Annotated in this window: 20 protein-coding genes and 2 tRNA genes; 4 read left to right on the top strand and 18 right to left on the bottom strand. The window is 71.1% G+C overall.

From position 1 onward, the window contains the following. The 4 genes from IE318_RS10355 to IE318_RS10340 form a co-directional block, all read right to left on the bottom strand. A tRNA-Ala gene (locus IE318_RS10355) sits at nucleotides 1-73 on the bottom strand. A 171-nt stretch (nucleotides 74-244) separates the two neighbouring features. Then, the gene (locus tag IE318_RS10350; protein WP_006136074.1) at nucleotides 245-478 is read right to left on the bottom strand and encodes a hypothetical protein; all 234 of its coding nucleotides are present in this window, start codon (nucleotides 476-478) and stop codon (nucleotides 245-247) included. Between the two features lie 3 nt (nucleotides 479-481). Beyond that, nucleotides 482-655 (bottom strand): hypothetical protein, encoded by a 174-nt coding sequence (locus IE318_RS10345; RefSeq protein ID WP_107473306.1) that lies wholly within the window; start codon nucleotides 653-655, stop codon nucleotides 482-484. 69 nt (nucleotides 656-724) lie between these two features. Beyond that, nucleotides 725-2,116 (bottom strand): MFS transporter, encoded by a 1,392-nt coding sequence (locus IE318_RS10340; protein WP_229903427.1) that lies wholly within the window; start codon nucleotides 2,114-2,116, stop codon nucleotides 725-727. A 208-nt stretch (nucleotides 2,117-2,324) separates the two neighbouring features. Here IE318_RS10340 and IE318_RS10335 point away from each other — a divergent pair, with 208 nt between their 5' ends. After that, nucleotides 2,325-3,161, top strand: a complete 837-nt coding sequence (locus tag IE318_RS10335) for a helix-turn-helix transcriptional regulator (protein WP_229903426.1) — start codon at nucleotides 2,325-2,327, stop codon at nucleotides 3,159-3,161. A gap of 53 nt (nucleotides 3,162-3,214) precedes the next feature. Here IE318_RS10335 and IE318_RS10330 read toward each other — a convergent pair. The 7 genes from IE318_RS10330 to IE318_RS10300 form a co-directional block, all read right to left on the bottom strand. Further along, a tRNA-Ala gene (locus IE318_RS10330) sits at nucleotides 3,215-3,287 on the bottom strand. A 142-nt stretch (nucleotides 3,288-3,429) separates the two neighbouring features. Further along, nucleotides 3,430-4,107, bottom strand: coding sequence for a histidine phosphatase family protein (locus IE318_RS10325; protein ID WP_373311118.1), 678 nt, complete (start codon nucleotides 4,105-4,107; stop codon nucleotides 3,430-3,432). Then, nucleotides 4,098-4,544, bottom strand: a complete 447-nt coding sequence (rsfS, locus tag IE318_RS10320; protein ID WP_030171469.1) for a ribosome silencing factor — start codon at nucleotides 4,542-4,544, stop codon at nucleotides 4,098-4,100. The genes IE318_RS10325 and rsfS overlap by 10 nt, the downstream gene beginning before the upstream one ends. 77 nt (nucleotides 4,545-4,621) lie before the next feature. Next, a complete protein-coding gene (locus IE318_RS10315) occupies nucleotides 4,622-6,460 on the bottom strand; it encodes an LCP family protein (protein WP_189898859.1) in 1,839 nt (612 codons plus the stop codon). A gap of 16 nt (nucleotides 6,461-6,476) precedes the next feature. Further along, the gene (gene nadD, locus IE318_RS10310; protein ID WP_189898857.1) at nucleotides 6,477-7,151 is read right to left on the bottom strand and encodes a nicotinate-nucleotide adenylyltransferase; all 675 of its coding nucleotides are present in this window, start codon (nucleotides 7,149-7,151) and stop codon (nucleotides 6,477-6,479) included. Between the two features lie 112 nt (nucleotides 7,152-7,263). Continuing rightward, nucleotides 7,264-7,419 (bottom strand): hypothetical protein, encoded by a 156-nt coding sequence (locus IE318_RS10305; RefSeq protein WP_189898855.1) that lies wholly within the window; start codon nucleotides 7,417-7,419, stop codon nucleotides 7,264-7,266. Nucleotides 7,420-7,610: 191 nt separating this feature from the next. After that, a complete protein-coding gene (locus tag IE318_RS10300; protein WP_189898853.1) occupies nucleotides 7,611-7,775 on the bottom strand; it encodes a hypothetical protein in 165 nt (54 codons plus the stop codon). A gap of 101 nt (nucleotides 7,776-7,876) precedes the next feature. Between IE318_RS10300 and IE318_RS10295 the strand changes: the two genes are divergently transcribed. Further along, on the top strand, nucleotides 7,877-9,061 hold the full coding sequence (locus IE318_RS10295; RefSeq protein ID WP_189898851.1) for a M48 family metallopeptidase: 1,185 nt from the start codon (nucleotides 7,877-7,879) through the stop codon (nucleotides 9,059-9,061). Between the two features lie 72 nt (nucleotides 9,062-9,133). Here IE318_RS10295 and IE318_RS10290 read toward each other — a convergent pair whose 3' ends face one another. From IE318_RS10290 to IE318_RS10260, 7 genes are all read right to left on the bottom strand, one after another. Then, a complete protein-coding gene (locus tag IE318_RS10290; RefSeq protein WP_189898849.1) occupies nucleotides 9,134-10,204 on the bottom strand; it encodes an SCO2583 family membrane protein in 1,071 nt (356 codons plus the stop codon). Between the two features lie 89 nt (nucleotides 10,205-10,293). Beyond that, a complete protein-coding gene (locus IE318_RS10285) occupies nucleotides 10,294-10,866 on the bottom strand; it encodes an SCO2584 family spore wall biosynthesis protein (RefSeq protein ID WP_030171452.1) in 573 nt (190 codons plus the stop codon). A gap of 100 nt (nucleotides 10,867-10,966) precedes the next feature. Further along, on the bottom strand, nucleotides 10,967-12,253 hold the full coding sequence (locus IE318_RS10280; RefSeq protein WP_189898847.1) for a glutamate-5-semialdehyde dehydrogenase: 1,287 nt from the start codon (nucleotides 12,251-12,253) through the stop codon (nucleotides 10,967-10,969). 91 nt (nucleotides 12,254-12,344) lie between these two features. Further along, entirely contained in the window at nucleotides 12,345-12,989 is a 645-nt protein-coding gene (locus IE318_RS10275; RefSeq protein WP_444546214.1) for a DUF8830 family protein, read from the bottom strand. A 134-nt stretch (nucleotides 12,990-13,123) separates the two neighbouring features. Beyond that, a complete protein-coding gene (proB, locus tag IE318_RS10270) occupies nucleotides 13,124-14,230 on the bottom strand; it encodes a glutamate 5-kinase (protein ID WP_189899002.1) in 1,107 nt (368 codons plus the stop codon). Between the two features lie 383 nt (nucleotides 14,231-14,613). Next, a complete protein-coding gene (locus IE318_RS10265; protein WP_107473304.1) occupies nucleotides 14,614-15,006 on the bottom strand; it encodes a hypothetical protein in 393 nt (130 codons plus the stop codon). Further along, nucleotides 15,000-18,419, bottom strand: a complete 3,420-nt coding sequence (locus IE318_RS10260; RefSeq protein WP_189898845.1) for an ALF repeat-containing protein — start codon at nucleotides 18,417-18,419, stop codon at nucleotides 15,000-15,002. The genes IE318_RS10265 and IE318_RS10260 overlap by 7 nt, the downstream gene beginning before the upstream one ends. Nucleotides 18,420-19,700: 1,281 nt before the next feature. On the opposite strand from IE318_RS10260, the gene IE318_RS10255 reads away from it, so the two are divergent. Together IE318_RS10255 and IE318_RS10250 are read left to right on the top strand one after the other, a co-directional pair. Then, the gene (locus IE318_RS10255; RefSeq protein ID WP_373311116.1) at nucleotides 19,701-20,243 is read left to right on the top strand and encodes a hypothetical protein; all 543 of its coding nucleotides are present in this window, start codon (nucleotides 19,701-19,703) and stop codon (nucleotides 20,241-20,243) included. Nucleotides 20,244-20,327: 84 nt separating this feature from the next. Beyond that, on the top strand, nucleotides 20,328-22,529 hold the full coding sequence (locus IE318_RS10250; RefSeq protein WP_229903424.1) for a trypsin-like serine protease: 2,202 nt from the start codon (nucleotides 20,328-20,330) through the stop codon (nucleotides 22,527-22,529). Nucleotides 22,530-22,594 lie beyond the last annotated feature (65 nt).

The following is a 22,594-nucleotide window of genomic DNA, read 5'->3' as shown; positions in this document are numbered from 1 at the left end:
TGGAGCTAAGGAGAATTGAACTCCTGACCTCCTGCATGCCATGCAGGCGCTCTACCAACTGAGCTATAGCCCCTTGCTTTGTTCCGCCCGGTTTCCCCGGCGGCGACGCCAACATTACACGGTCCAAGGGGTGCTTCACCAAATCGGTTTCCGTTCTGCCCGATATGACCGTTGTTCATGGCCTTCGTTCATGACCGTGGGTCACACGAGTCGGCCGGGGTCCCGCGCGGGGCCCCGGCCGATGTCACGCCGTGACGAAGGAGTAGAACCGCTTGAGGGTGCAGTGCTCCTCCAGGAGGCGGCCGTAGATCGGCTCGCCCTCCAGTTCGCGGTACGTCTCGATCGGGTCCCCCTTTATGATCAGCGCCCGCGCGCACTCCTCGCACCAGTACTGGTAGTCGGGGTTGATCGGTTCCATGTCACGGACGATCGGCGTACCGCTGCCGCACCAGTCGCACTTTCGCCTGTGTGCACCCATCTATCAGCTCCAGCTGTGGCCGCAGGCCGTGCACACGTACGAGATCCCACCGTTGTCGCCGAGGACTTGCGCCACATGGAGGGAGCCGCAGGAGGGGCAGACGAGGCGGGTGACCGTGTCCCGTATCAACGCCGCATCGAGGAGGTGACCGACCTCCTCGAGGATGCTGGCAGGCATCGCTACTCCCTCCCGTCGGGCCGCGCCCCCTTCCGGCCGTTTGATTCTGCCACGGCCGGACCAATACGGTCAGCGACGCCTCGGTACCAGTCCGGCCACGGCGGCGGCCACGGCCGTCCCGGCCAGCGCGTACATGCACGCCGAGAGCGCCTCCGAAGAGGTATACGCCCCGGGGGCCCCGAGTGACTCAAGCCGGTTCAGGAACAGTGTGCCGAAGGCCGCCACGCCGATCAGCTGACCGAGCTGCGCGACGGTGGCCAGCAGACCGCTGGCGTCCGCCGCGTCCTCGGGCCGTACGGCGGCCAGTGCGCCGGTGAGCGTCGGACTGAAGCCGAGCGCGAGCCCGACGCCCACACCGGCGTAGGCGAGGTAGAGCAGGGCGCCGCCGTCGTGGCCGCCCCTGAACGCCAGTGCGACACCGGGCACGGACAGCGCGATGAGCACGAACCCGGACGGGGTCAGCCACCGCTGCCAGGACGCCGGCCACCTCCGCCACGTCAGCCCGACCAGCCCGAAGACGGCCGCGGTCGGCGCGAAGGTCAGGCCCGCCCGCAGCGGGCTGTAGCCGAGGCCGCCCTGGACGTGCAGGGTGAGAGCGAAGAGGAAGCCGCCGTTCACGGCCATGACGGCCAGCACCTGGAAGACGGCGAGACCCATGCCGGGGAGGCGCAGCACACGGGGCGTGATCAGCGGGGCTCCGCCGCGCCGGGCGAGCCGGGACTCGTACCCGCAGAACACCGCGAGCAGCGCCGCGGACGCGGCCAGCGACAGCCAGGCCCACAGGGGCCAGTCCTCCTCCTGGCCGAGCACCAGCGGCACCGTCAGCAGCGAGACCGCCGCGCCCAGCAGCACCAGGCCGGGCAGGTCCAGGCCCCGCGGCCGGACCCCTGCGCCGGCGCCGGACGTCCGCGGCCGCTGCGCCCCGCCGTCCCGCGGCAGCACGCGCCGCCCGACGAGCAGGAGGACGGCGCCCACGGGAACGTTGACGAGGAACACCGGGCGCCAGCCGGTGCCGAACAGGTCGGCGCTGACCAGCACACCGCCGACGACCTGCCCGGCCGCCGCGCCGACGGCGATCACCGCCGAGTACGCGCCGAGCGCCCGCACCCGGGCCTCGCCGGTGAAGGTGCGCTGGATGAGGCTGAGCACCTGCGGGATCATCAGCGCCGAGCCGGCGCCCTGGACCAGCCGGAAGACGATCAGCGCGCCCGCTCCCCCGGCCAGGCCGCAGGCGAGCGAGGCGGCGGTGAACAAGGCCAGTCCGGCCAGGTGCACCCGGCCGTGCCCGAGCCGGTCGCCCAGCCGCGCTCCCGTGATCAGCAGGACCGAGTAGGTGATGGTGTAGCCGGCGATGACCAGCTGCAGATCGGCGCCGGAGGCGTGCAGGTCGGAACCGATGGCCGGGGCGGCGACATTGACGATGAACACGTCGAGGAGCGCCATGAACTGGGCCGCGAGCACGGTGGCGAGCAGCGGCCGGGCCCGATTGTCAGTGGTGGGCGCTTTACTGTTCTCAGGACTTCGGAGCGGGTGCGCGGAGGCGGGATTCGGGCCTGTCCGGGATGGTGTCGTCATGCCGTCGAGCCTGGCGACGCGCCGGTACGGGTGCCGAGAGCCCGCTGATGCTGGTACTGACAGCACCTGGCACGCGACGAGTCCGGCCTCGACGATGAGGAACGTGACGACGGGGGACGTGACGATGACGACGACACAGCGCCGTCGGCCGGAGCTGGCCGCCTTTCTGCGCAGCAGGCGCGCCCGGGTGACACCGGCCGACGTGGGGATGGCTCCGGGCCTGCGCCGCCGCACCCCGGGGCTGCGCCGCGAGGAGGTCGCCCAGCTCTCGGGCGTGGGCGTCACCTGGTACACCTGGCTGGAACAGGGCCGGCCGATCAACGCCTCCTCGCAGGTGCTGGACGCGGTGGCGCGCACGCTGCGGCTGGAGCCACCGGAGCGGGAGCATCTGTACCGGCTGGCGGAGGTGCCGTTCGACCCGGGCCCGCAACCGCCTGCGCAGCGGATCCGCCCAGAGGTCCAGTGCGTTCTGGACGCCCTCGATCCGCATCCGGCGGCGGTCTACAACGCGCGCTACGACGTCCTGGCGACCAACGCCGCCTTCCGTGACCTGTTCCAGTTGCCGCGGATGTCCGAGGACTCCGTGCCGAACGCGCTGTGGACGCTGTTCACGCTCTCCCCGGACGCCTGTCCCGTGGTCCACCGGGAGCGTGAGCTGCCGGTGATGGTGGCCACGCTGCGGTCCCACTACGGCAGACATGTCGGCGAGCCCGCCTGGGAGGACTTCATACGCACCCTGTCGGCCGCCAGCCCGTACTTCGCCGAGCTCTGGGCGAGCGGCGAGGTGATACCCCCGGGGCCGCGCGTGAAGACGTTCCGCCGTCTGTCGGGAGAGGAGCTGCGCACGACGGTGGTGTCGCTGTCGATCGACGGGATGCCGGAGTGCCGGATCGTGGCGTACACGCCGGAACGCGAGAATCCCGCCCCTTGACGGGACGGGATTCTCATCAACGATCTTTGACAACTCGACAGAGTGTCGATCCGTGGAGCTAAGGAGAATTGAACTCCTGACCTCCTGCATGCCATGCAGGCGCTCTACCAACTGAGCTATAGCCCCTTGCAGCCACGCGGCGAAGCCGCCTGGTGTTCTTCCCGCTCGGCGGGGCGAACAAGAAGAACTTTAGCCTGTGACCTGCCGGAAAGTGAAATCCGGGCCCCGTGGGGCCGCCGGGTGTCCCGGGACCCGGTTCCGGCGGGTCTCAGTCGTCGTCGCCGAGGACGGGCTCGGGCAGGGTGCCGGCGTTGTGCTCCAGCAGGCGCCAGCCGCGGGCGCCCTCGCTGAGGACCGACCAGCAGCAGTTCGCGAGCCCCGCCAGGCTCTCCCAGTGGTGGGCCTCCAGGCCGAGGAGGCGTCCGATGGTGGTGCGGATGGTGCCGCCGTGGCTGACCACCACGAGCGTGCCGTCCTCGGGCAGCTTCTCCACGTGCCGCAGCACCACGGGGGCGGCGCGGTCGGCGACCTCGGTCTCCAGTTCGCCGCCGCCCCGGCGCACCGGCTCACCGCGCTTCCACGCGGTGTACTCCGCGCCGTACCGGTCGATGATCTCCTCGTGCGTCAGCCCCTGCCAGACGCCCGCGTAGGTCTCGCGCAGGCCCTCGTCGACGGTGACGTCGAGGCCGGTGAGAGTGGCCAGCTCGGCGGCCGTCCGGGCGGCCCGCTTCAGGTCCGAGGAGATGATCGCGTCGGGTCCGAGGGAGGCCAGCAGCCGGGCGGAACGGCGGGCCTGGCCGACGCCGGTCTCGGTGAGCTCGACGTCCGTGGAGCCCTGGAAGCGGCGCTCCACGTTCCAGGACGTCTGACCGTGCCGCCACAGGATGATGCGGCGGCCCCGGCCCTGTGTCCTGCCGGTTCCGTCACCGGCGCCGCTCACCGCCACTCACCGCCCGGCTCCGCCGAGTCCTCGGCGGCCTTCAGCCTGGCGTGCTCCTCGGCCTTGCCCCGGGTGGCCTTGGCGTCGGCGGGCAGCTCGATCTCGGGGCAGTCCTTCCACAGCCGCTCCAGGGCGTAGAAGACACGCTCCTCGCTGTGCTGGACGTGGACGACGATGTCGACGTAGTCGAGCAGGACCCAGCGGGCCTCGCGGTCGCCCTCGCGGCGCACCGGCTTGGCGCCGAGCTCCTTCAGGAGCCGCTCCTCGATCTCGTCGACGATCGACTTGACCTGGCGGTCGCTGGGTGCGGATGCCAGGACGAAGGCATCCGTGATCGACAGCACATCGCTGACGTCGTAGGCGATGATGTCGTGCGCGAGCTTGTCGGCGGCCGCCTGGGCGGCGGTGCTGACGAGCTCGAGAGAACGGTCGGTTGCGGTCACTACAGGGCTTTCCGTCGGCGGTCACTTGCCATCCAGGGTCTCACGGACCGCCGACGGCGCCCTACGTGATTAACGGATCACTGCGCTGACGTGGGCTTGTAGTCCTGACCGAGGACCACCGAGACGTCGGCGCCGGAGGAGACCGTGCCCTTCGCCACGGAGCCGGCGGGCAGGCCCAGGGTCTTGGCCACCTCGGTGGCGTTCTCCTTGTCGCCGACGTCGGTGTAGACGACCTTGGAGGCCGGCTGGACGGCGGACGCGGAGCCGGCCTCCAGGAAGGTGAAGCCGCCGTTGAGGAGGACGACGCGCGCCTTGTCGGTGTTGCCCTTGGTGCCGGAGGCGTTCTGGACGGAGACCCGGACGGACGAGCCCTGGTCGGGGCTCTTCGCGGTGCCGCCGAGGATGTCCTTGACCACGCTGTCGCTGGTCTTCGCGCTCAGCGTGCCGTCGCCGCCGACGGGCAGCAGGGCCGTCCGGTAGTCGCCGCCCTTGGCCAGGTCGGCGAGCTTGGCGAGGAAGGTGCCGAGGTCCTTGTCGGTGAGCGAGGGATCGAGGATCTGCGCCAGCGTCTGCACGGTCGTGGTCGCGGCCTGCGGGTCGGAGGACAGCTTGCGCAGCACGCCCTGCATGACCTGGCCGAACCGCTCCAGCTGGGCGTTCTGGGCCTCGCCGGAGGCGCGGTAGGTGGCGTAGGCGACGGCCATCTTGCCGCTGAGGGTCTGGTCCTTGCCCCGGTGGACGAGGGCCGCGGTGCCCTTCTTCTTCGCGTCCGGGTCGGGGACGTCGGTGTCGGTGTCGACCTCGACGTTGCCGACCAGGTCGACGAGGTTCTGCAGGTAGGGGGTGTCCAGGCGCCAGGTGCCCTCGATGTTCGTGCCGAGGACGGTGTCGAGCTGGTCGCGGGTGCCGGAGGAGCCGTCGTTCTGGACCGACTTGGCGAGGGTCGTCGTGGTGCCGTCGTCGTCGGTGAGGGCCAGGGAGTTGGGCAGCAGGACGGTGGTGCCCTGCTTGGTGGTGGTGTTGTCGACGAGCAGGGCCGTGGAGGTCCCGCCCTTGGCGGTGTTGTGCAGGTGGACGACGATCACGTCGCGTTTCTGGGCGCCGGCGGCGGTCGCGGTGCCGGTCTTCTTGTCGGTGGAGGACAGTCCGGGCAGCTTCCCGGCGTACCAGAGGTAGCCGACGCCGCCCACCGCGACCAGGGCCAGCACCACGGCCAGGGCGATGATCCGGCTGCGGGCGCGGCGACGGGCCTCCTCGCGGCGCTCGGTGCGGTTCTCGGTGAACTTCAGCCAGTCGATGACGTCTTCGGAGTCGTCGCTCGGCTCCTCGACGAAGGCGAACTGCTCGGTGTGGTACTCCCGCTCGTCCCCGTCCGGCCGGTCCGGCCCGTCCGCCGTCCGGCCGGCCGCCCTGGGTGGGGTCTGCTGGGGCCCTGCCTGCTGCGGGCCGGTCTGCTGCGGGATGTAGGCGGTCTGCTTGGTGACCCGGGGCTGCTGTCCGCTGGTCGCGGTCCGGCCGTAGGGGTCGTACGGCGCGGCCGTCGTGCCGGAGGCGGGTGCGCCGGAGCCGTAGGGGTCGTAGGTGCCGGGGTGGCCGTGGGAACCGTCGGAGCCCTGGGGGCCGTGCGGACGGTTCGGGTCGTACGACGGGTACTGCTCGTAGGGGGACGACGGGGCGGGGGTCTGCGGGCCGGTGCCGTAGCCGCCGTCGTAGGCGGACGGGCCGGGCTGCTGCTGCCCGCCGGTCGCGTACGGGTCGTAGCCGTAGCCCTGGTGGTCCTGACGGCCGTAGGCGTCGTAGGACTGCTGCGGGGTCTGCTGGGACGGGACCTGCTGGTAGACAGGCCGGCCGTACTCGTCGTAGCCGACGAGCTCGTAACTGTCGCCGTCGTACCCAGCGTCGTATCGGTCGTTCACCGGTGCCCCTCTCGGCTCACTCGCCGCGGTACAGCTCGCGCTTGGCGATGTAGCGCACGACTCCGTCCGGCACCATGTACCAGATGGGGTCGCCCGTGGCGACTCTCGCCCGGCAGTCGGTGGAGGAGATGGCGAGGGCCGGGACCTCGACGAGGGAGACACCGCCCTCGGGGAGACCGGGGTCGCTGAGGTGGTGACCGGGCCGGGTGACGCCGATGAAGTGCGCGAGGGAGAAGAGTTCCTCGGAGTCCCGCCAGGTGAGGATCTGGGCGAGGGCGTCGGCGCCGGTGATGAAGAACAGGTCGGTGTCGGGGTTGAGGGCGCGCAGGTCGCGCAGGGTGTCCACGGTGTAGGTGGGGCCGCCGCGGTCGATGTCGATACGGCTGACGGAGAACTGCGGGTTCTCGGCGGTCGCGATGACCGTCATCAGGTAGCGGTCCTCGGCCGGGGAGACATGGCGGTGGGTCTTCTGCCAGGGCTGGCCGGTGGGCACGAAGACCACCTCGTCCAGGTGGAACTGCGCGGCGACCTCGCTGGCCGCCACGAGGTGCCCGTGGTGGATCGGGTCGAACGTTCCGCCCATGACGCCCAGGCGGCGCTTGCCCGACGACGAGGGGCCTCTGCCCGGCCCGTTCTCGGGGTGCTTCACCGTGTCACTCGCCGGACCGGTACGCATGTCCTGCTCTCCCATGCGTGCAGACCCTACCGGCCCGGTCTGAGGGCCCCGACCGGGAGTTCACCGAGTACGGTTCCCGGGCCCCGGCGGCGAGCCCCCGGGGCGGGCCGGCGGGGCCCCGGCGAGGTCAGCGGTCGCGGTTGAAACGAGTGGTGATCCACAGCAGGAGCAGCAGGATGACGAGTGCGGCTCCACCCGTCACCGCGGGGTTGAGGCTCTCGTGGTTGCCGCCCTCGGCCTCGGCGAGGTTGACCAACTGGGCAGCGGTGCTCTGGAAGCTCATCTTCGGCAGACCTATCCGGGTGTGGGCGGGATAAAGATGTCCGCCCATCGTAAGCGTCCGACTTCCCGCCCCTCACGCCGACTCCGCCGTTGCGGACGGCGGCTGACCAGGCCGCGGCAGACGCGGCACGGACGGGGGCCCGCCCCGGTGGGCACGTCCGGCGGGCACGGACGGGGAACCTTCCGGGACGCTCAGTCGTCGTTCCGCTTGTAGCCGCGCAGCAGGAACCAGCCGACGAGGACACACCCCAGGATCATCACGATCAGGACGACCCGGAGCAGGTCACCGGATCCCTGGTGCTGGGGGACGGTCCCGGCGGCCTCGGCCAGCCGTGCGACTGCGGGGTGGTGCTCCATGGCGGACTCCTTCGCTGTGCTGCCCGTCCACGGTATCTCCGCCTAGGCTGGCTCCTGCCTCGGGGGCACATCGGGCGACACAGACGCACATGGGGGATCACATGTCCGACGAAGGCCGCGAGCACAGTGGGCACGAGCGCGTGCCGAGCCGCCGCCGCACTCGCTTCCCGGGGATCTCCTCGCGGGCGTACGAGCATCCGGCCGACCGTTCCGCCCTGGTCGCCCTGCGCAAGCTGAGCGGCTTCGACACGGTGTTCAAGGCCCTGAGCGGCCTGCTGCCCGAGCGCAGTCTCCGGCTGCTGTTCCTGTCCGACTCGGTGCGCGTCTCGGACCAGCAGTTCACGCACCTCAACGACATGCTGCGGGACGCCTGCTACATCCTGGACCTGGAGAAGGTCCCGCCGATGTATGTCAACCAGGACCCGCAGCCCAACGCGATGTGCATCGGCCTGGACGAGCCGATCATCGTGGTGACCACGGGCCTGGTCGAACTGCTCGACGAGGAGGAGATGCGGGCGGTCGTCGGCCACGAGGTGGGCCACGCCCTGTCCGGCCACGCGGTGTACCGCACCATCCTGCTGTTCCTGACCAACCTGGCCGTGCGGGTGGCCTGGATCCCGCTGGGCAGCATAGCGATCATGGCGATCGTCACGGCGCTGCGCGAGTGGTTCCGCAAGTCGGAGCTGTCGGCCGACCGGGCGGGGCTGCTGGTCGGGCAGGACGTGCGGGCGTCGATGCGCGGCCTGATGAAGATCGCGGGCGGCAACCACCTGCACGAGATGAACGTGGACGCGTTCCTGAAGCAGGCCGAGGAGTACGAGGAGTCGGGCGACCTGCGCGACTCCGTGCTGAAGATCCTCAACGTGCTGCCGCGCACCCATCCCTTCGCCACCGTGCGGGCGGCCGAGCTGAAGAAGTGGGCCGAGTCCCGGGACTACCAGCGGATCATGGACGGTCACTACGCGCGGCGCACCGAGGACAAGGACACCTCGGTCAGCGACTCCTTCCGTGAGTCCGCGAACCACTACGCCAGTCACGTGAAGAGCTCCAAGGACCCGCTGATGAAGCTGGTCAGCGACCTCGCGGGCGGAGCCGGTGACCTGGGCGAGCGGGTCCGGCGAGGTTTCGGCGGCTTCACGGGCTCGGCCGCGTCCAAGGACGGCGCGAAGAGCGAGGGGGCGAAGGGCGAGGGGGCGACGAACGACGGGGCGAAGGGCGGCCCGCAGGACAGCCGCACCCCGGAGGACGAGCCACCGACGGACACCCCGCGCCGCGACGAGGACTGAGCGCCGAAGGACCGACCGGCCGCCCCGACGGACCGACCACCGAGGGGCCGCCGGGCCGCCAGGGGGCCGGCGTCACACCTTCGGCTGGGCGGCGGGGGCCAGGGTGCCGCACACGGGCGTCGGGCCGCCCGGTGCGTACGGGTCGGTGCCGGAGGGGCCGCCGGGCTTGGCGGTCTGGCCGGCCAGCAGGGGGTGGAAGCGGCCCGCGGAGTCGTCGGTGCAGGACAGCGGGCCGGCCTGGACGGAGGAGGCGACCAGCTGCACCTGGCGCAGCCGCAGGTCGTCGCGGTCGAAGCGGAACTGCAGCTCGCGCCGGACGGTGAACAGCGAGACCGGGGCCTTGGCGGCCGAGCCGGCCGGCTTGAGCGCGTAGACCAGGGTGGGGTCCGCCGTGACCTCCAGGGTGGCCGAGTCGGCCTCGACGACCTGCAGGCTGCCCTGGACGCGGATCGCGGGATCGGCCAGCTCGGCCCGGGCCGGGTCGAAGCGGACCAGCCAGCCGGTCGCGGCGTGCTGACCGTCGGCGGCGGGGTGGTCGAAGCTCTGGTCGAACTGGTTGAGCTGGTCCGGCGCGAGCAGCGCACGGACGGTGTTGATCTCGCCGCCGGTCAGCACCGCCGGGTCGAGGGAGGAGGCCACGATGTAGTCCCTCGCGGTGAGCAGGGCGGTGGCGACCTGGCCGTCCGAGAAGTGGGCGGTGCGCCGGTGGGCGGGCAGCGGGATGCCCTCGGCACCGACGACGAATTGCGCGGCGGGGCTGTGCGTGTACAGGTACTCGGGGTCGGCGGACCCGGGCACCTTGCCCTGCGGGGCGAGCGGTACCACGGTCATCCGCAGCGGTACGGCGGACGGCTGGAGCTGCGTGGACCGGCTGGGGCTGCGCACGCTCATGTAGACGGCGGTGGCGAAGGCGAGGGCGATCAGCAGGACGAGCGCCAGGGCCTGCCGGGACAGTCCGCGGTGCAGGTGGGGGCGGCGGCGCACGGCGGGCGTGTGGTCGGTCATCCGCTCCCGTGCGGAGTACTCCTGGAGGCGGGCAGCGCGGACGAACGACTCGTCGAAGACGACGGATCGGTACTCGTCCTCCGCACCTCCGGGGGCGCCCTCGGGTGTCCCTTCGGGCGGGTCTGCAGGCCCTCCCATATATTCAGGGTAGGTCTCGGCAAGCGCCGGTAAACGCCCTGCTGCGGGCCAAGTTCTGACAGGTTCTCACCAAGGTCGGCGCCGGGCCGTCAGGGCGTGCGGGGGACCGCCGAGACGGGTGGCGGAGAGGAGTCGGCGGACGCGGAGGGCGCGGCGGCGCTGCCCTGTTCCAGGCCGGTGGAGGCGGGTGGCGGCACCTGGTCGCGGCTGCCCGAGGACCCGCCCCGGTAGACCGCCGCGAAGGCCAGCGCGACCATGCCGATGCCCATCACCACGGCGAGCACCCAGGCCACGGGCCGGTGCCAGCGCACCTGCTTGCCGAACGTCCCCGGGCCGCCGTAGCCGCCGTCGAGGAGATCGGGGTCGTCCAGGTCGTCGAGGTCGCCGTCATGGGCGAACCCGTGCCGGTCGGGGCCGTAGCCGTCGTCGTAGTGCTCGCCTCTCGCGTGCGCGCGGCGGGCCTCGGCCTCGGAGGCCTCGGCTCTCGCCTGGGCCGCGGCCAGGAGGCGCTCGACGGCGGTCGGCTCGTGGAAGACGGCCGCCCGTACGAAGGCCTCGTCGAAGACCACGGAGGCGAACTCTTCGTCCGACACCCCGCGGTCGTGGTCGTCGTCGGGCTCCCAGCCGTCAGGGAACGGCGTGCCCCCCACGTCCTCCGGCACGGATCCAGAGTAGACCTGGGGGGTCAATTTGGGCAGACGGTATGGAAATTCATCCGCCTGCTGAGACGCCGTTCCACCGGGCAGCCGCCGGGCCCTGTGCTCAGCGGCGGATGTGGCCGTCGCCCGTGACGATGTACTTCGTGCTGGTCAGCTCGGGGAGCCCCATCGGGCCGCGGGCGTGCAGCTTCTGCGTGGAGATGCCGATCTCCGCGCCGAAGCCGAACTGTCCGCCGTCGGTGAAGCGGGTGGAGGCGTTCACGGCGACGGTGGTGGAGTCGACCAGCTGGGTGAACCGGCGGGCCGCCTGCTGCGAGGTGGTGACGATCGCCTCGGTGTGCCCGGAGGACCACAGCCGGATGTGCGACACCGCCTTGTCCAGCGAGTCGACGACGGCGGCGGCGATGTCGTACGACAGGTACTCGGTGTCCCAGTCGTCGGGAGTGGCCTCGACGACCGTGGCCCGGGAGTCCTTGGCGTAGGCCATCACCCGCTCGTCGGCGTGCACGGTGACCCCGGCCTCGGCGAGCGCGTCCAGGGCGCGCGGCAGGAACTCGGCGGCGATGTCCTGGTGGACGAGGAGGGTCTCGGCGGCGTTGCAGACGCTGGGCCGCTGCGCCTTGGAGTTGATCAGGATGTCGACGGCCATGTCGAGGTCGGCGTGCGCGTCGACGTAGACGTGGCAGTTGCCGGTGCCGGTCTCGATCACCGGGACGGTCGACTCGTTCACGACCGTCCGGATCAGGGAGGCACCGCCGCGCGGGATCAGCACGTCGACCAGGCCGCGGGCGCGCATCAGCTCGCGCACGCTCTCACGGCTCTCGCCGGGCACGAGCTGGACGGCGTCGGCGGGCAGTCCGGCCCCGCCGACCGCGTCCCGGATCACCCGGACCAGGGCCGAGTTCGACTCGTAGGCGGAGGCCGAGCCGCGCAGCAGGACCGCGTTGCCGGACTTCAGGCACAGGGCGGCGGCGTCCACGGTGACGTTGGGGCGTGCCTCGTAGATGATGCCGACCACGCCGAGCGGGACGCGGACCTGGCGCAGGTCCAGGCCGTTGGGCAGGGTGGAGCCGCGGACGACCTCGCCGACCGGGTCGGGCAGCGCCACCACGTCGCGCACGTCGGCGGCGATGGCGCGCACCCGCTCCGGGGTCAGCGTGAGCCGGTCGACGATGGCCTCGCTGGTGCCGGCCGCGCGGGCCTTGGCGATGTCCTTGGCGTTGGCCTCGACGATCTCGCTGGTACGGACCTCCAGGGCGTCCGCGATGGCGAGCAGCGCGTCGTCCTTCTCCGCGCGCGGAAGCGGCGCGAGGTCGGCGGCGGCGGCCTTGGCCCGGTAGGCGGCCTGGGCGACCGGGGACATCGAGTCGTACGGCGAGAGCGTGGTCATGAGGGCAGGGTAGTGCGGCCCGCGGGCGGAGGCGGGATTTGTCCCGGTACCCGAGACAGGTCCTCGACCTGGCACCGTGGGCAGGCCCGTGTCAGAAGGGGTGCACCCCCACCGGGGTCGCCGGGGGCGGCCCGTAGCCCTCGGCGAGGCGCTGGTGGTAGGTGTCGCGGTCGATGACCTCCAGACCGACGATCTCCCAGGGCGGCAGTTTCGCGCTCTGCCGGTGCTCGCCCCACAGCCGCAGCGCGACGGCCGCGGCGTCGTGCAGGTCGCGGGCCTCCTCCCAGTAGCGGATCTCCGCGTGGTCGTCCGCGTAACGGCTGGTCAGCAGGAAGGGATGGTCGTGCGCGAGCTGCTCCAGGCCGCGCCGCACCTCCTGGAGCGGCGCCCGGGCGCCCGAGACCCGCAGGGTGATGTGCCACAGCCGGGGAAGGCCGGCGGGATCGCCGCCACCGTCGTGTCGCTCGCCCGGCCGGTGCGCCGGCCCGCCCGGACCCGCGCCGCGCCCCGCTCGCCCCTCGGGCACCTCATGGCCGCCGAGCCCCTCATGACCGTCGAGCCCCTTGAGGCCCTCAAGCCCCTCAGGACCGTCGAGCCCCGCAGGCTCCATACGTTCCTTCTCGAAGCGGTCGTCGGCCGCCACGCTCGTCAGGGCGCGCTTCTCGCCCGTCGCACGGGGCGGGGACCCACCGGTACCACCGCGGGACGCCGCCGCCCCAGGGCGCACTCGTCTCACGACGGCCTCCTTTACCCAGTGCTCGTGCGGTTGGTGTCCCTGAGACAAAGTGCAGCAGGCCGCGCGGCTCCGTGGGGCGGTTTTGCGGAACGTCCCCCACCTTCAGGCCACGGGCAGCCGGACGTTTCGGCCCATTACGGCTCCAGGAGCACCAGATCGTCCCTGTGTACGACCTCGCGTTCGTACGCCGGTCCGAGCTCGCGGGCGAGTTCCCGGGTGGAGCGGCCGATCAGCCGGGGGATCTCCTTGGCGTCGAAGTTGACGAGCCCGCGGGCCACCGGGTGTCCCCGGCCGTCGCGCAGCTCGACGGGGTCGCCGGCGGTGAACTCGCCCTCGACGGCCGCGATGCCGGCCGGCAGCAGTGACTTGCGGCCCTGGACGATCGCGCGGACCGCTCCGTCGTCGAGGGTGAGCGAGCCCTGCGGGGTGGAGGCGTGCTGGAGCCACAGCAGCCGGTCGGCGAAGCGCTTGCCCGTGGGGTGGAAGTAGGTGCCGGTGTCCCCGCCGGTCAGGGCGTCGGCCGCGTGGACCGCGCTGGTGAGCACCACGGGGATGCCGGCGGCGGCCGCGATCCGGGCCGCCTCGACCTTGGTGACCATGCCGCCGGTGCCGACCCCGGCCTTTCCGGCGCTGCCGATCTCGATGCCCTCGAGGTCGGCCGGCCCGCGCACCTCGGCTATCCGGGAGGTGCCGGGCCTGCTCGGGTCGCCGTCGTACACGCCGTCCACGTCGGAGAGGAGCACCAGCAGATCGGCGCGGACCAGGTGGGCGACGAGCGCGGCGAGGCGGTCGTTGTCGCCGAAGCGGATCTCGTCGGTGGCGACGGTGTCGTTCTCGTTGACGACCGGGAGGGCACCCATCGCGAGCAGCTTGTCGAGGGTGCGGGAGGCGTTGCGGTGATGCGCGCGGCGACTGGTGTCGTCGCCGGTCAGCAGGACCTGGCCGACACGGATGCCGTAGCGGGCGAAGGAGGCGGTGTAGCGGGCCACCAGCAGACCCTGGCCGACGCTGGCCGCGGCCTGCTGGCGGGCCAGGTCCTTGGGGCGGCGGCGCAGACCGAGCGGGGCGAGCCCGGCGGCGATCGCGCCGGAGGAGACCAGGACGATCTCCTTCTCCTGCGCACCACGGCTCTTGGCCAGGACGTCGACGAGCGCGTCCACCCGGTCGGCGTCCAGGCCGCCCGACGCGGTGGTCAACGACGAGGAACCCACCTTGACGACGATCCTTCGGGCCTCACGCACGGCCTGCCTTGCCCCTACCACCTTGTTGCCGGTCTCCTCACGCCCGTCCGGCTCCACACGCGTCTCCACGTGCCGAATCTACGCGAAGCGGGTCGGTCACCGCGTCCTCGTCCAGTACGCGGACCAGGGCCTGTCCGGCGGATCAAGACACAGACGCGGGGGCCGACACGCCCTCCCCCACTGCCTTGAGGGCGTGGGGGGACCCCCAGCGGCGTTGTCGTCGGTTGCCGACTCCCCCACGCTCGAACGAACTCGCGCGGGGGCACCCCCATCGCGTCGACGCCCTCCTCCGCCTTGCATCTGGACGCACCAGTGCGCGAACGCCGAAGGCGGCGCACACCCGGATCACGGGCGTGCGCCGCCTTCTCGCGCTGTGAGTCACGCTATTCGAGGACCGGCCACAGGTAGATCATCGCGATGATGCAGCCGGTGGCCGAGAAGGTCACCCAGTACAGGCTCACCGTATTGAACGGAACCTTCTCCCAGGGCTTCTGCTGCTGCTCGACGATGTCGGCCATCACCCTCTTCCGCACCGGCGCCAGCATGATGACGAACGTCAGCAGGACGCAGCTGTACAAGTACAGCGTGTGGGAGAGGGAGTAGCCCCTCGCCATGGCCGTGGGCACCAGGAAGACCAGGCCGACGAACGGCGCGACGGATATGCGCAGTTTCGCCTGGGGGGTCGGCATGCACCAGCGCATCGCCACCACATAGACGAGGGTGGCGGCACAGGAGATGACGACCCAGCCGTCCGTGGCGACATGACTCTTTACCACGGAGTCAGATCATGCCAGGTGTCGCTGACGGCGTCTCCCACGGCCTTTCCTGCGGAGATGACGGCCCCGGTGGCCGGCGACAGGGCCGCCGTGCCGACGCGCTGGATCTGGGCGCCGACGGACAGCGCGCCGTGCTCGAGCGGGCCGAGGGCGTCGCCGATCACTCCGCCGAACTTGCCCCACGGAAGGCCGGTGGTGAAGACACCGACGGCCACACCGAACGCCGAGCCCAGGCAGTCCGCGGAGAACGGTCCCTCGGCGAACCCGTAGATGATCGTGCTGGCCACACCGGTGATCAGGGAGACCCCGCCGAAGAACCCGTAGAGGGCCTCGCCGGCCGGCGGCGGCACCAGCAGCGAGAGGGCTGCGGCGTAGCCGGTGTACGTGGAGATGGTGCCGAGCGTGTCGGCGGCACCCTTCCAGTCGTCGGCCGTGCCGCCGAGGAACTTGTACGGTTCCTTCGCCCCGTCGTTGTCGGCGTTGTCCGCCGGGTCGACGCCGTTCTGCTTGGCCTTCGCGGCCGCCTCCGCGGCCGCCTTGGCCGCCGCGATCTGCTCCTGCCTGCGCTTCGTGGCGACGATCTGCTTCGCCTCGGACGCGGCCTTGGCCGCCTCCGCGGCGTCCTTGCCCGCCTGGAGCGCGGAGGCGGCGGCCGAATTGGCCGACGCCTGCGCGTTGTTGGCGGAGATGGTCGCCGCGGCCGCGGCGGCGGTCGCCTGGTTCGCCGAGTAGTTGGCGCGCCGCGCGGCGCCCCGGGCGGCCAGCGCCGCGCTCTTCGCCTTGTCGGCGGAGGCCTGGGCGTCGGCCGCGGACTTCTCCGCGGCGTCTGCGTGGGCGTCCGCCTGGTCCTTGTACGTCTGCGCCTTCCGGGCGGAGTCCGTGGCGGCGGTGGCCCACTTCTGCGCCTCGTCCGACGCCTTGCGCGCCTCCGCCGCGACCTTCTGCGCGTAGGCCGCGTTCGTCGTCGCGTCCTGCGCCAGCTTGGCGGCGTGCGCCAGCAGGGCCTGCATCGCCGCGATGTGGGCGGCGGAGTCGGCGTCGAGCTGCAGCGTCCGCTGGTAGACGGTGGTGACGAAGTTGCGGCGCATCCAGCTCGGGCCCTCGAGCGCGATCGTCGCCATCATCTTGGTGTACGGGCCCGCGGAGTCGATGGCCGAGAAGACCGCCACGTTGTCGTCCTCGGCCTGCGCCGGCGCGTACTTGACGGTGAAGAAGTCGTGCAGCGCCTTGGCCGAGCCGTCGTTGAGGGCGTCGGTCGCCGCCTGCTTCACGGCGCTGCCGGGGTTGTTGCCGAGGATCCTGAAGATCGCCTCGGTCTGGTCCTCCTTGGCCGCGTCGATCGCGCCGGCGGTGAGGAAGGCGGTGGGCGCGGCCTCGTCCGTGGACTCCAGGGCCGCCTGTGCCGCGCTCGCCACATTGGCTGTGGAGACCATGCTCAGGAACAGGACGGTCTCGCGGTCGTCCTGCTTCTGCGCGATGGTCCGGTCGGTGTCGATCCAGGTCAGGATCGACTCGTCACCGGCGGCGAGCGCGAACGCCGCGGCCTCGCGGGTCCAGGTGCCGTGCGACGACAGCAGGGCGAGGCAGGCGTTGCGGCCGTGGCCGACTGCGGTCGCGTGGTCGCCGTCCCGGTACGCCTTCTCGGCCGCCGCGATCAGGTCCAGCGTGGCCGAGTCCGTGGCCTGCTGCTGGGTCAGCTGGTTGCGGGCCGCTTCGTTGTCCTGCTGCTCGAGCGCGGCGAACGCGGCGGCGTCGGCCTTGCCCTGCTCGGTGTACTCGTCGAGCTTGGCCTGCTCCGCGTCGCGCGCCTTCTGCTCCACGTCCTGCGCGTCCAGGACGGCCTTGACCGCGGCGTCGGCCGCCGCCTGGGCGTCGTTGGCGTACTCGGTGGACTTGTTGGCGAAGTCGAGGGCCTGGCCGGCGTACTTGACCGCCTCGTCGGCCGCGGCAGCCGCCTTGTCCGCGTGGTCGGCCGCGGAGTTGGCCGCGTCGCGGGCGGCCCCGGCGGCGGTCGACGCGGTGTTGGCCAGGGACTGCGCGGCGGAGGCGGCCCTGGTCGCGCGCGCGGCCTGGGCGTCGGCCTCGGCGGCGGCGGCGCGCGCGGCGGCGGCCTCGGAGTTGGCGGCGCCGGCGGCGGTGGCCGCGGTGGCCGCGGCGTTCGCGGCGGCGGCGGAGTCGCGGGCGGCGTCGGCAGCCGAGTTGCCGGCCGCGACCGACTGGTCGGAGGCGATCTTGGCGGCGTCGGCGGCCTTTGCGGCGGTACGCGCCTTGGCCGCGGCGTTGCGGGCGGCGACCGCGGCGTCCTTCGCGGCGGCCGTCTTGGAGGCGTCCTGGGAGGCGGCCATGGCGGCCTGGTACGCGGCGGAGGCGGCGTGCGCGGCCGTGGCGGCGGCGGACGTCGCGGCGTGTGCGGCCCAGGCTGCCTTGCGGGCCGCGGTCTGGGCGGCGTACGAGGCGGAGATGGCGATGGACGCGGCGTTGGCCGCACCCTTGGCGGCGCTCGCGGCCTTGCGGGCGGCGGCAGCGGACTTGGCGACGTCGTCCCTGGCGGCCTGCGCCTCGTCGGCGGCCTCCAGCGCGGCCTTCTTGGCCTCGGCGGCGGCGGTCTTCGCCTTGTCCGACTCCTCCTTCGCCTTCTCCGTCGACAACTGGGCGCGCTTGGACTGCCGTTGGGTGACGGCGACCAGCTGCTCGATGGTGGCGGCCTCGTCGTCCCGGGCCCGGGCGATGTTCTGCCCGATCTCCAGGAACCAGCGGATGGCGTCGGGGCCGCCGTCGTCCAGGGCGCGCTGCGCGTACGTGGTGAGCTCGGGCCCGGCACCGTTGAGGATCTTGAAGACCTCGACGGTCTCGTCCTCCAGACGCGCGGAGAACTGGGTGTCGGTGATGAACTTCAACAGCGCGTCGCCGGAACCGTCGTTGATGGCGGTGTCCGCGGCGGACTGCACTCCCCTGCCGCCCATCGACCTCAGCGTGAGGGCGAGGACGCGCATGTCCTCCGTCTGCGCCGTCTTGTACCCGCCGGCGAGGAAGGCCGAGATCTCGTCGTCCCCCGCCTCCAGGACACGGGAGATCTCGGCGATCGTGCCCTTGCCGGCCAGAGAGAGCGTCTTCAGAACGGCGGCGCGGTTGTCCTCCGCGATGGCGGCCGGCAACGCCGTGGTGAGGAACGCATCGACGTCCGCGTCGGTGCCGGCGAGCGCGGCGGCCGCGGCGGCCTTGGTCGCCGTGCCACCGCCCTGCCACGCGGCGACGGCCTTGGCCCGCGGGGTGTCGGGGAGCGAGGGGATGACGGGGGTCTCACTCGTGTCGGCGAAGGCCCGGGGTGTCTTGGTCAGTGGCAGCGCCGCGGCTGCCGTGGTGGCGGCCGCCACAGTCAGGAGGCGCCGTCTGCTCCAGAAAGTTGTCTGCATGTGTGTGTGTCGTCCTCAAGATGCTGACTGACAGGGCGAAATGGCTGGCGGCACGCGACACCGATGGACGGAGATCTCGTTGAGGCCGGTGGAGCGAGGCGGCAACCGCGGCGGGCGCCCTGGGCGCATGGCTCTGCGGCAGTCGGCTGCTTGTGTGCAGGCCGCTCCATATCGGCACACGGCGGCATTTCCCCCATCACTTCTCTTGCCCGCCAACCGAAAAGGGATCCTCACACAGTTTTTCGGTGCAAGTAAAGGAGAACAACAAAACGGCAGGTATGTCCTCCCGGTCTGACACAGTTGTCCCTGTATTGCGACATCCGAGAACGACTAAAGAGTCCGTCAAGCGCAGAAGCCTTTTCCTTGCCTCGATCTTTACCGGAACCAGTACAACCCGATGTTCTCGTGTCCTCAATCTCCACCGTTTCTTCACAATGCCCGGCATGACCTGCAGATCTTTCAGTTTCCTGCGGCTTTTTTGTCTGTTTTTTGGCGCAGTTGCCCCATTTATCTCGCTGGACATGTGAGTGAACCGAGAGCCAGAATGATCAAGTCATGCGCCGGCGGCAGGGTGCCTCAATTCCTCCGCAGCCATTCCGTGCGGCACGAATGGAATGGTGTCGAGAAGCCTCCGCCGACCCTTCTCGCCCTTACTCCGCATACGGCGAACCCGGGATTGTCTCCATTGGCTCCGTCTGCCCGCGCACGGCTTTCGAGTGGCGACGCGACCAGCACGCGGGACGGCCAACCTCCGTTGCCTTCAACGCAGTTGCATGTCGCCGGCGCCCGCGCGAAGAAGGGCTTCCCGCACCTTCGCTCCCTTTGCTGCACCGCCGCCCGAGCGGCCCGGTGACCCCGGTACGGGACAACTGCTCCGCCATATCGGCCGCCGGGTGAAGTGCTACGCGCGGCCGGCAGGAAAAACGATGATCGACCACACAACAAGGTGACAAAAACCTTCACACAGGTGACCACAACCTTTCCGTTCTGTGACGCACACCACACGAGACTCTTACCAAGTACCCCTTTTACCACTCTTGTCCGGTGGACAGAGATCAACAATTCCAGCTTGGATGAACGAGGCTGCGGGCGAGTTTCGCACTGCGATCCCCAGAAGGGGTCTCTCCCGCCGATGGCTCATTTCCCGGGGGGCGGTTTCATGGCCATGCGCATTTCTGAGGGTGCTCATTTCGCGCCGATTTCTGCCACCCGGCCCGTCGCAGCCCGACACCCGTAGTGAACGCGTTCTGACGTTCCATCAGAATCGACCATAGGATTTCAATGAAGGCGCGTAGCGCAATCGCGGCAAGGCCGAGAAACAAGAGATTCGTCGGCACTGTGCTGGCAGCAGCAGTGGCCGGCGCGCTGACCTGGCTGGCCCTCCCGGGCGGCTCCTCCACCCCCGGTGACTCCGGAGCCCGGGCGGCCGCGCCCGTCGCGGGTGAGGCCCCCGGCTACGCCGTGGAGGACTTCAACTACCCGCAGGCGGACAAGATCCTGGCGGAGAAGAACATCCTCCTCAAGCGCGGCGACGGCCACATCACCCTCGCCGACTGCGTGACCGGCACGGGACAGCTCGAGGTCTGGGCGCGCAGCAAGGACAAGATCTGCTTCCAGGTCACCGGCCACTCCGGCTGGCTCACCCTGGAAATCCCCTCTGTCTACGGGATCAAGGGCAACGACTACTCGACGCAGGTGGACATGACCACCGGCACCGAGCAGCAGTCCTACGACGTCGACAAGAACGCCTGGACCGCGGTCGGGGAGAGCGCCGACGAACAGGGCCGCGAGTTCATGCTCGTGGAGATCAGGACCTCCAAGTAGCCCTGGGCACAGGCCCGTCGGTATTCCCCACGCTGCGCCGAGGCCGTTCGGCCTCGCAGACCTAGTCCAAGGAAAATTCACATCATGCGACACACCAGACACGTGCGCCTTGCCGCACTCGTCGCCGCCCTGGCCGCCGGCCCGGTCGCCATGTGCGCCGTGCCCGCGTCCGCCGTCACCGGCACCCCGGTCACCGACGCCTCGTTCTCCTACACCGCGCAGGTCGTCGTCGGCGAGAACGACGCCTGCTCCGGCGTCCTGGTCAGCCCCGAATGGCTGCTCACCGCGGCAAGCTGCTTCGCCGACGACCCGGCGACCAGCCTGACGGTGCCCGCGGGCAAGCCCAAGGTGAAGACGACCGCGACCATCGGCCGCTCGGACCTGAGCGGCTCCGACGGGGCGGAGCGCGAGGTGGTGCAGCTCGTGCCGCGCACCGACCGCGACGCGGTCCTGGCCCGCCTCAGCCGTCCGGTCACCAACGTGGCCCCCATCGCCCTGTCCACCACCGCGCCTGCCGCCGGTGAGGAACTGAAGTTCGCCGGGTACGGTCGCAACAAGACCGAGTGGGCGCCGATGAAGCTGCACACCGGCGCGCTCACGGTGGACGCCGCCGACGCCACCACGGCCACCTTCACCGGCAAGGACGGCGCGGCCGCCTGCATGGGTGACTCCGGTGGTCCGGTGGTGCGCACGGTCAACGGCACGCCGCAGCTTGTGGCCCTCAACAGCCGCTCTTACCAGGGCGGTTGCTTCGGTATCGACAGCACCGAGACCCGTACCGGCGGCATAGCCTCCCGCGTCGACGACCTGAGCTCCTGGGTGAACTCCACGGTCGGCGCGCCGCGCATCACCGACTTCAACTGCGACGGCGTCGAGGACGTCGCCATCGCCGACCCGAAGGCGGCCGTGGGCGGCAACGACGGAGCGGGTGTCGTCCGCGTGGTCTACGGCGGCGGCAAGGGCACCGCCGAGATCAACCAGGACCTCGACTGGGTGCCGGGCGGCTCCGAGGCCGGCGACTGGTTCGGCGAGGCCATGGACACCGTCGACTACAACCAGGACGGCTGCACCGACCTGGTCGTCGGCACCCCGTCCGAGGACCTCGGCACCGCCACCGACGCCGGCATGGTCGACATCCTGTACGGCGCTCCGGGCGGCATCGGCACCGGCGCCACCAAGGACACCCACTTCGAGCAGGGCTCCGGCACCGGCTCCCTCAAGGCCTCCACCGCCGAGGCCGGTGACCGCACCGGCCAGTCCCTCGCCGCCGGCACCACCGCGGCGGGCGACCCGTTCCTGGTGATCGGCGTGCCCGGCGAGGCCATCGGCTCCGTCGCCAAGGCGGGCATGATCTTCTACGTGCACGGCGACACGAACATCGCCGTCAGCCAGGACAGCACGGGCGTGCCGGGCGCGGTGGAGGCCAACGACGGCTTCGGCGCCACCGTCGCGGCCGACGCCAACCACTTCGCCGTCGGCGCCCCCAACGAGACCATCGGCACCGACGCGGGCGCCGGAAACGTGGCGGTCTTCAGCCACCAGCTGAACTCCGAGAACCGGCCCACCCCGCTGTTCGGTCTCGACCAGGACCTGGACACCGTCTCCGGCGGTGCCGAGCCGGGTGACCAGTTCGGCAAGTCCCTGGCCATGGTCGCCTACCGTCCCTCGGGCGCGGCTGCCGCCACCGACTCGATCGTCGCGATCGGTTCGCCGGGTGAGGACCTTGACATCGACGGCGTCAGCAAGGCCGACGCCGGCATGGTGCACACCTTCCGCATCGCCGCGGACGGCACGTTCAGCCAGCTCAACACCTACTCGTCCGGCACCAGCTCCGACGCTGTGCCCGGCACCGCCGAGGCCGGTGACCACTTCGGCCAGTCCCTGGCCGCAGTGAACACGCAGCCGCTCGCGGTGAGCACCTCGGCGACGCTGAAGCTGGCGGTCGGCATCACCGACGAGGCCATCGGCACGACGGCGAGCGCCGGCGCGATCACCACCTTCTCGCTCCTCGGCTCGCCCAGCTCGAACAACCGCTGGATCGAGGCCGGCACCTCCGGCATCCCCGGTCCCGCGGGCGCCAACCAGCACCTCGGCCAGAGCATCCACTACACCGGCACCAAGCTGTACCTCGGCATGCCGTACGGTCCGGGCAGCTACGGCACGGTCTACGCGCTGCCGCTGGCCAACGTGACCGCCGGCGGTTCGAACGCCGCGATCACCACCTACCAGCCGGGGCAGGGCGGCCTCCCGGCCGCCGGCGGACGCTTCGGCTACAACGTCCGCTGACCGCTCCTGACGACAGCGGCAGGTCCTGACAGCGAAAGGTCCTGACAGCGAAAGGGGGCTTCCCC

It is taken from the genome of Streptomyces spiralis (genome assembly GCF_014654675.1).
GTDB classification, from domain to species: Bacteria; Actinomycetota; Actinomycetes; order Streptomycetales; family Streptomycetaceae; genus Streptomyces; species Streptomyces spiralis.
Note: the sequence above shows the minus strand (reverse complement) of the source record. Positions and strands in the feature narration are given on the sequence as shown.